At 70.0% G+C, this 6688-nt stretch carries 8 protein-coding genes and 1 pseudogene; 5 read left to right on the top strand and 4 right to left on the bottom strand.

All coding sequences use genetic code 11. The features are described from left to right. The 3 genes from G6026_RS07125 to G6026_RS07135 form a co-directional block, all read right to left on the bottom strand. Positions 1-638 (bottom strand): hypothetical protein (locus G6026_RS07125; RefSeq protein ID WP_182612760.1); only part of this gene is annotated, 638 nt, incomplete at its 3' end. Then, a complete protein-coding gene (locus tag G6026_RS07130) occupies positions 635-1351 on the bottom strand; it encodes an ABC transporter ATP-binding protein (RefSeq protein ID WP_309230150.1) in 717 nt (238 codons plus the stop codon). The genes G6026_RS07125 and G6026_RS07130, both read right to left, overlap by 4 nt. A 1-nt stretch (position 1352) precedes the next feature. After that, positions 1353-1748 carry a GntR family transcriptional regulator gene (locus G6026_RS07135; protein WP_182612761.1) on the bottom strand — a complete coding sequence of 132 codons (396 nt, stop codon included), beginning with the start codon at positions 1746-1748 and terminating at the stop codon, positions 1353-1355. Between the two features lie 215 nt (positions 1749-1963). On the opposite strand from G6026_RS07135, the gene G6026_RS07140 reads away from it, so the two are divergent. After that, a complete protein-coding gene (locus G6026_RS07140; RefSeq protein ID WP_182612762.1) occupies positions 1964-2125 on the top strand; it encodes a hypothetical protein in 162 nt (53 codons plus the stop codon). Between the two features lie 48 nt (positions 2126-2173). On the opposite strand, the gene G6026_RS07145 is transcribed toward G6026_RS07140, so the two are convergent. Beyond that, complete coding sequence (locus G6026_RS07145) at positions 2174-2710, bottom strand: hypothetical protein (RefSeq protein ID WP_107756864.1); 537 nt, start codon at positions 2708-2710, stop codon at positions 2174-2176. Between the two features lie 122 nt (positions 2711-2832). On the opposite strand from G6026_RS07145, the gene G6026_RS07150 reads away from it, so the two are divergent. From G6026_RS07150 to G6026_RS17890, 4 genes and pseudogenes are all read left to right on the top strand, one after another. After that, a complete protein-coding gene (locus tag G6026_RS07150; protein ID WP_182612763.1) occupies positions 2833-4191 on the top strand; it encodes a flavin monoamine oxidase family protein in 1359 nt (452 codons plus the stop codon). A 52-nt stretch (positions 4192-4243) separates the two neighbouring features. Beyond that, complete coding sequence (locus G6026_RS07155) at positions 4244-5263, top strand: AraC family transcriptional regulator (protein ID WP_182612764.1); 1020 nt, start codon at positions 4244-4246, stop codon at positions 5261-5263. A 97-nt stretch (positions 5264-5360) separates the two neighbouring features. Next, entirely contained in the window at positions 5361-6548 is a 1188-nt protein-coding gene (locus G6026_RS07160; RefSeq protein WP_182612765.1) for a hypothetical protein, read from the top strand. 26 nt (positions 6549-6574) lie between these two features. Further along, positions 6575-6688: pseudogene (locus G6026_RS17890) on the top strand (short-chain dehydrogenase); the annotation flags it as partial.

Consider the following 6688-nt stretch of genomic DNA (forward strand, 5'->3'; position numbering starts at 1 on the left):
AACGGCAGCGCGATCATCGCCAGCAGCGACAGCATCTGAGTGGCCACGTAGATCACGACGAACACCACGACCGGCCCACCGGCGCCCAGAGCCGCCAGTCGCCGCTCGTGCCCCACCGAGACCGCGAAGTAGTAGTAGACCGGCCAGATCAGGAACGAGGAGAGGCCCACGATGAGCCCGGCGGCGATCATCCAGGGCGGCGCGGCCGTGGTCACCGTGGTCCAGGTGTCGGACAGGACTGACGACGACGGCGAGGTGATCCCCGAATGCAACGCGGCCGCCCACCAGGCGAGCAGCGCGAGCCCGGCGGTGAGGACGAGCGCGGCCAGCGAGGCGATCATCGCCCACGCCAACCTGACCCAGAAAATGGTCGAGCCGCGGACGGGGATGGAGTGGGTGAAGTACCCGGTGCGGCCGTACCCGGTACGCCAGTAATCGGCGGCGAGGGTCAACTGGACAGCCGGGACCGCCACGATCGCGGCCAACACGCCCAGGGCCATCCCGAACTGGGAGAGAAGGGGCCATCCGGCGGCCCCGAGCAGACTGCCCAGGACTCCGATCAGGGTGATCATGCCGAGAGTCGTCCCGAGCGCCCCACGCGTACGCAACCATTCGTGCTTGAGCAGTGTCGTCGTCATCGGTAGGTCTCCCTGAAGATCTGATCGAGGCTGGCGGAGTGCTGGCCGCGGAGGTCGTCGGCGTCGCCCTGCAGCAGGACGCGGCCGTGGCGCATCATCACCGCGGCGTCGAGGATGGGCTCCAGGTCGTGCACCAGGTGCGTGGAGATCAGGAGCAGTGAGTCCTCGGAGAGGTTGCGGAGGATCCCGTCGAGGATGAGCTGACGTGCGGCCGGGTCGACGCCGGAGATGGGTTCGTCCAGCAGGAACACCTTCGCGTCACGGGACATGGCCAGCGCGATCTGGACCTTCTCGCGCATGCCCTTGCTCATCTCCTTGAGCCGGGCGGTTTCGCTCAGACCGAAGAACCCGATCAGGTCTCGGGCCTTCTCGGTGCGGAAATCGGAGAAGAAGTCGGCGTAGAGCTCCAGGCAGTAGGTCACCCGTGCGGAATCGGGGAGGAAGCTGGTGTCGGGCAGGAAGGAGACGATCGCTTTGGACTCGGGTCCGGGGGCGTGGCCGTCGATCCGCACGCTGCCGGAGTATCCCGAGAGCACGCCGGCGAGGATCTTGAGGAGGGTGGTCTTACCGCAGCCGTTCTCCCCGAGCAGTCCCACGATCCGGCCCGGAGCCAGGCGGAGGTCGAGCGCGTCCAACGCGGTCGTGGAGCCGTAACTCATGCGCAGCCCCGAGGCCTCGACGAGTGTGGGCGCGGCGTTCTCGGTGATGCTCACGTCAGGCACCTCCGTCGTGCGCATGGGCAGTGGTGTGGTCATGGTCGTCCCATCTGTTGTCCAGTAGTGCTCGGGCCTTGTCCTGCGTCATCCCGAGGCCGCGGACCCGACGGATGAACTCGTGGGCGGCGCCGGAGGCGAGGTCGGCGCGGACCTCGTCGATGCGGGCGTCGTCGGAGGTGACGTATCGCCCGCTGGCCCTCTCGGATCGGCACAGCTCGAGCCGTTCCAACTCGGCCAGTGCCCGCTGTGCGGTGTTGGGGTTGACGCCCAGGTCGGACGCCAGTTCGCGGACCCCGGGCATCCTCGCGCCCGCCGCCCACTCCCCGATCACGATGCGTCGCGAGAACTCCTCGACGAGCTGCACCCAGATCGGAGAGGCGGTGTCGAACTGCATCGAGCCCCCGTCCGTGTCGCTGTATTAGGTGATTAATACAGTGACACTCATCGACGAGGGAGTCAAGAGAAGGCTGGTCGCGCGTTCATTGTCTATACCCCCTAGGGTATGTATGCTGGCTGTCGAGGCCCGAGCGAGCCGACCGTTCGCCTGGCGACCTCGCGACGATCCCGCGGCCCTTGACCCCGCACTCTGTGACCTTGAGGAGAACGACCATGTGCAGACCCGCCACCTGTAAGACCTGTGGAAAGACGACGTGGGCCGGGTGCGGCATGCACGTCGACCAGGTGATGTCCGCCGTGCCCAGGTCCCAGCGGTGCCCCGGTCACGCCAAGGCCCCCGCGGAGGGGTTCCTGGCGAGGCTGTTCGGGAGGTGACCGGTCGGCCGGAACGGCCGGTGCGGATGATCGACCGGTGACGCCGGCTCAGTGCGTCAGAGCGACCTTGAGCGCCACGACGGCCACGGCGACAACCGTGAGTGCCGCCGCGCCGAGGAGCCACCTCCGATCGGGCCGTTCGCCGTTGAGTCGGCCGATCACAAAGACGACGCCGCCGATCCGCACCAGCACGGTGATCTCCGCGAGCAGGATGGCGGTACCGTGCTCGATCACCCCGATCCACCCGACCGCGAGGATGAGCGACGGCAGGACCGCCGAGCTCAGGATCGGCACCGAGTTCCGCAGTTCGGCGAGCCGCTCGGCGCGGCTCAGCGGCTCGCCCTCACGCACGCCGTGGCCCACCGCCTCGGCGAAGACGTGCGCGATGAACGTCGACAGGGCGGTGCCCAGCACTATCGCGATCCCGACGTACTTCTCGCTCTGGACGATCGGCACGAGCGCCGCGAGCACCAGGATGTTGCCGTAGATGTAAGCGCTGATCCTGCTCGCCGCGTCGTCACGATCGAGCGGCTCGCCCCGGGAGAGCCACGAGTTGCGCGGCAGGGATCGCCTGTCCGTGTCCATGCCGACAAGGGTGGCAGACGGCAGGGGTCCGTCGCGTCGAGTTCACTGTCCTGACCCGGGCCGGCGGGGGCTCGGAATACTGTGGGAATGTCTGCGATTCGAGGGCGTGGAGAGGCTCGACAATGGACTCATCGGTGGACGTGGTGGTCGTGGGGGCGGGGATCGCCGGCCTGGTCACCGCGCGTGAGCTGACCCGGGTGGGCCACGAGGTGATGGTTCTGGAGGCCCGGGACCGTGTGGGCGGCAGGCTACTGGGCGCCACGCTCGCCGGTGGCCAGCCCATCGAGGTCGGGGGGCAGTGGGTCGGCCCCACCCAACACCACGTCCTGGCACTGATCCGCGAACTGGGACTGCAGACCTTCCCCACCCACGTCGAGGGCCGGCACATCGCCGAACTCGGCGGCGCCAGGGCGGAGTACACCGGCCGGATCCCCAGGTTCGACCCGGTCACCCTGGCCGATATCGCCCAGACCCAGTGGCGGCTCGACCGGATGGCCGCCCGCATCCCGCTCGACGACCCGTGGAACGCCTCCGGCGCCGACCGCCTGGACTCGCAGACGTTCGACACCTGGCTCAGACGCACCGCCCGCACCCCGCGGGCCCGCGGGTTCTACCGACTCCTCACCGAGGCTGTGTTCTCGACCGGCCCCGAGGACCTCTCCGCGCTGTGGGCGGCGTTCTACATCGGCTCGGCCGGCGGACTGGACGCGATGATCGACACCGCCGGTGGAGCGCAGCAGGACCGCGTGGTGGGCGGGGCGCAGACGATCGCGATCGAGATGGCGCGGCAACTCGGCGAACGGGTGGTGCTGGACAGCCCGGTCACCGCGGTCGAGTGGGACGTCGGTTCCGTCCGCGTCCGTACCGGCCACCACACCGTGAGCGCGCGCCACGTGGTCGTCGCCGTTCCTCCGCCGCTCGCGTCGAGGATCCGCTACTCCCCCGGCCTGCCCGGGGACCGCGACCAGCTCGTCCAACGGTTGCCCATGGGACGGGTGATCAAGGTCAACGTCGCCTACCCGGAGCCGTTCTGGCGCGCCGACGGCTGGAGCGGTCAGGCGAACAGCGACACCCGCCCGCTGGGCACGGTCTTCGACAACACCCCCCACGGCGCCGCGGGCGGTGGCCCCGGGGTGCTGGTCGGATTCCTCGAAGGCCGACACGCGGACCGGTGCTCGCGCATGACGCCCGCCGACCGTCGGGCGCAGGTGCTGGAGGATCTCGCCGGATACTTCGGGCCCCGGGCCCGCGAACCCGTCGACTACATCGAGCGCGACTGGGCGGAGGAAGAGTACAGCCGCGGGTGCTACGGCGCGTTCGCCGCGCCCGGGACCCTGACCCGCTTCGGACCCCACCTGCGCCGCGCGGTCGGCCCGATCCACTGGGCGGGCACGGAGACCGCCACCCGCTGGGCCGGGTACATGGACGGGGCTGTCGAGTCGGGCCGTCGGGTGGCCGGGGAGATCGGTGTGCCCGGGTGAGCAGCCCGGAGTCCGTGGTCACCTGGCGGAACGGTAGCGCCCGGGTGGTGGCGTGCAGCCGCTGATCCGCACCGCCAGCCTTCGCGGCTTCGCCCCGCTCGTGAGCGAACTCGGAGGGGACCCCGAGCACCTGCTCGACCAGTACGGCATCGCGGCCGAGGCCCTCGCCGGCGACGACGGCCTGATCTCGATCACCGCGCACGACCAGATGCTCGACGCCGCCGCTGCCGCGCTCGAGTGCCCGGATTTCGGGCTGCGGCTGGCCGACCGACAGGACATCTCCATCCTCGGTCCCGTGGCCCGGGCGATCCGCCCCAGCTCCACCGCCACCGAGGCGCTCGAGTGCGCGGCGCGTTTCCTGTTCGTCCACAGCCCCGCGCTGACGATCGGCGTCGACGACGACCCGTGGAACCGGCGCGGAGTGATCGCGCTGACATACCGCAAGCAGCTGTCCGAGTCGCCGTACTCCCCTCAGGCCATCGAGCTGGGGCTCGGCCTGTTCCACCGGATGGCGGTGCAGTTGCTCGGGCGCAGTCCCGGTCTCCGATCCGTCGAGCTGACCCACGGGCCGCTCTCGCCCGTGGACCGCTACCTGGACTTCTTCGGTGCCGACATCAAGTTCGACCGCCCCGTGGCCGCGCTGTGCGTCGAGCGCAGGATCCTGGACGCCTCGTTCGCCACCGCCGACGAGGAGATCCGACAGGCCGCCCTCGACCACCTGGCGGGCACCTACTCCGACCCCGCCCACTCGATGGCGGGTCGGGTCCGCCGGGCTGTGGGCGAGCGCCTTCCCGGGCGGGTCCCGGCACTCGCCGAGGTGGCGGCGTCGCTCGCGATCCACCCGCGAACCCTGCAGCGCCACCTCGTCGTGGAGGACACCACCTACGGTCGGGTCGTGGACGACCTGCGGCGGGACCGGGCACACCGGTTCATCACGACCACCGACCTGTCCTTCACGCAGATCGCCGACCTGGTCGGGTTCTCCGAACAGTCCACGCTCAGCCACGCCGTGCGGCGGTGGTTCGGCGTCTCCCCCGGCGAGCTCCGACGCCGGGGGAGAGTGTCGCGCTGAGACAAGTGGGGCGGCGACGGACACCGGATCCTGGAAGTACCCGTCAGGAGCACGGCGCCGGGAGAGCCACGGCGCCCCGAGGAGAACAGGAGCGGTGATGCTGCGCGAACACGAGTTGGGCGACCGGGAACTGCAGGAGCAGACCCTGCGGGAACAGTCCACCGAGGAGATGCTCGAGCAGATCGGCGCGCGCTCGATCCCCGAGTTCGACGGTGTCCACGACGTGTGGCCCCGGGGTGAACGCCTGCGGGCGGTGCGCGCGGCGGCCGCCGAGTACAAGACGCGGTTCGTGCAGCAGGGGCAGGTGCGGGCGGTGCAGTCCGTGGACGTGGCGGCGGCGCCGTACCCGGTCAAGTACGCGTTCAACAACGCGGTCTCGGTCCCCAGCCTGCCGCTGATCACCATGATCAACCGGATGATCGTGGTGCAGTACGACGACTGGAACGGCCGCCCCCGCACCCTGGTGTTCGAGCCGACCGTCCCCGCGGGGTCCGCCGAGGCGCCCTTCTACGACAACCTCCAGGCGCTCGTCGACAAGGTCCCCGGCGGCAACCTGGCCGTGAAGCTGATCCTCAAGTACTTCAACGAGCCGGATCAGGCGCTCGCCAGGGTCGGGCTCACGCCGCAGGACGTGGACTTCTGCACCTTCGACCACCTGCACGTGCAGGACCCGCGCATGATCCTCGGTTCGACGGAGGTCATCCCCGGGGAGACCGCGCCCCGCGACCCACTGTTCGGAGACGCGCGGCTGCTGGTCCACCGACGTGAGCTGGCCACGCTCGAGGACCTGCACCCCATGCAGTGGGCGTGGTACGTCGCCGACGGTCTCGGCGGGGTCGACCGCTCGAAGTTCGCGGTGTTCGACGGGGACATCGAGCTCGGCCCCGGCCTCGCCCTGATGTGGACCCCCGGACACACCGACGGCAACCACTCGCTGGTCGTCAACACCCCGGACGGCGTGTGGGTGTCCTCGGAGAACGGCATCTCGCTGGACAACTGGCAGCCGGAGCTGTCCCGGATCCCGGGCGTGCGGCGGTACCACGAGCAGTTCGGCCGGGAGATCTGTCCCAACGCCAACACCCTCGAGGACTCCCTGGATCAGTACGACTCCATGATCAAGGAGAAGACCATGGCGGACCCGTGCCCCGGCGACCCGCGCTGGCTCCAGATCCTGCCCTCCACCGAGCTCGTCCCCTGGAAGCGCTTCTGGCCGGTCGTGCCCACCTACTGCCACGGTGGCATCTCCTACGGCCGGATCCGCTCCGGACTGGGAAGCGAGAAGTGACGACGACGAGGCCGCGCAGCGCGCTCGTGACCGGTGCCGGTCGCGGGGTGGGCAGGGAGATCGCCGAGATGCTCGCCGGACGCGGATACCGGGTGATGGTCACCGACGTCGACGCCGACACCGCCGCCGCGGCCGCCGCC

Source organism: Dietzia sp. DQ11-38-2 (assembly GCF_014145055.1).
GTDB lineage: Bacteria > Actinomycetota > Actinomycetes > Mycobacteriales > Mycobacteriaceae > Dietzia.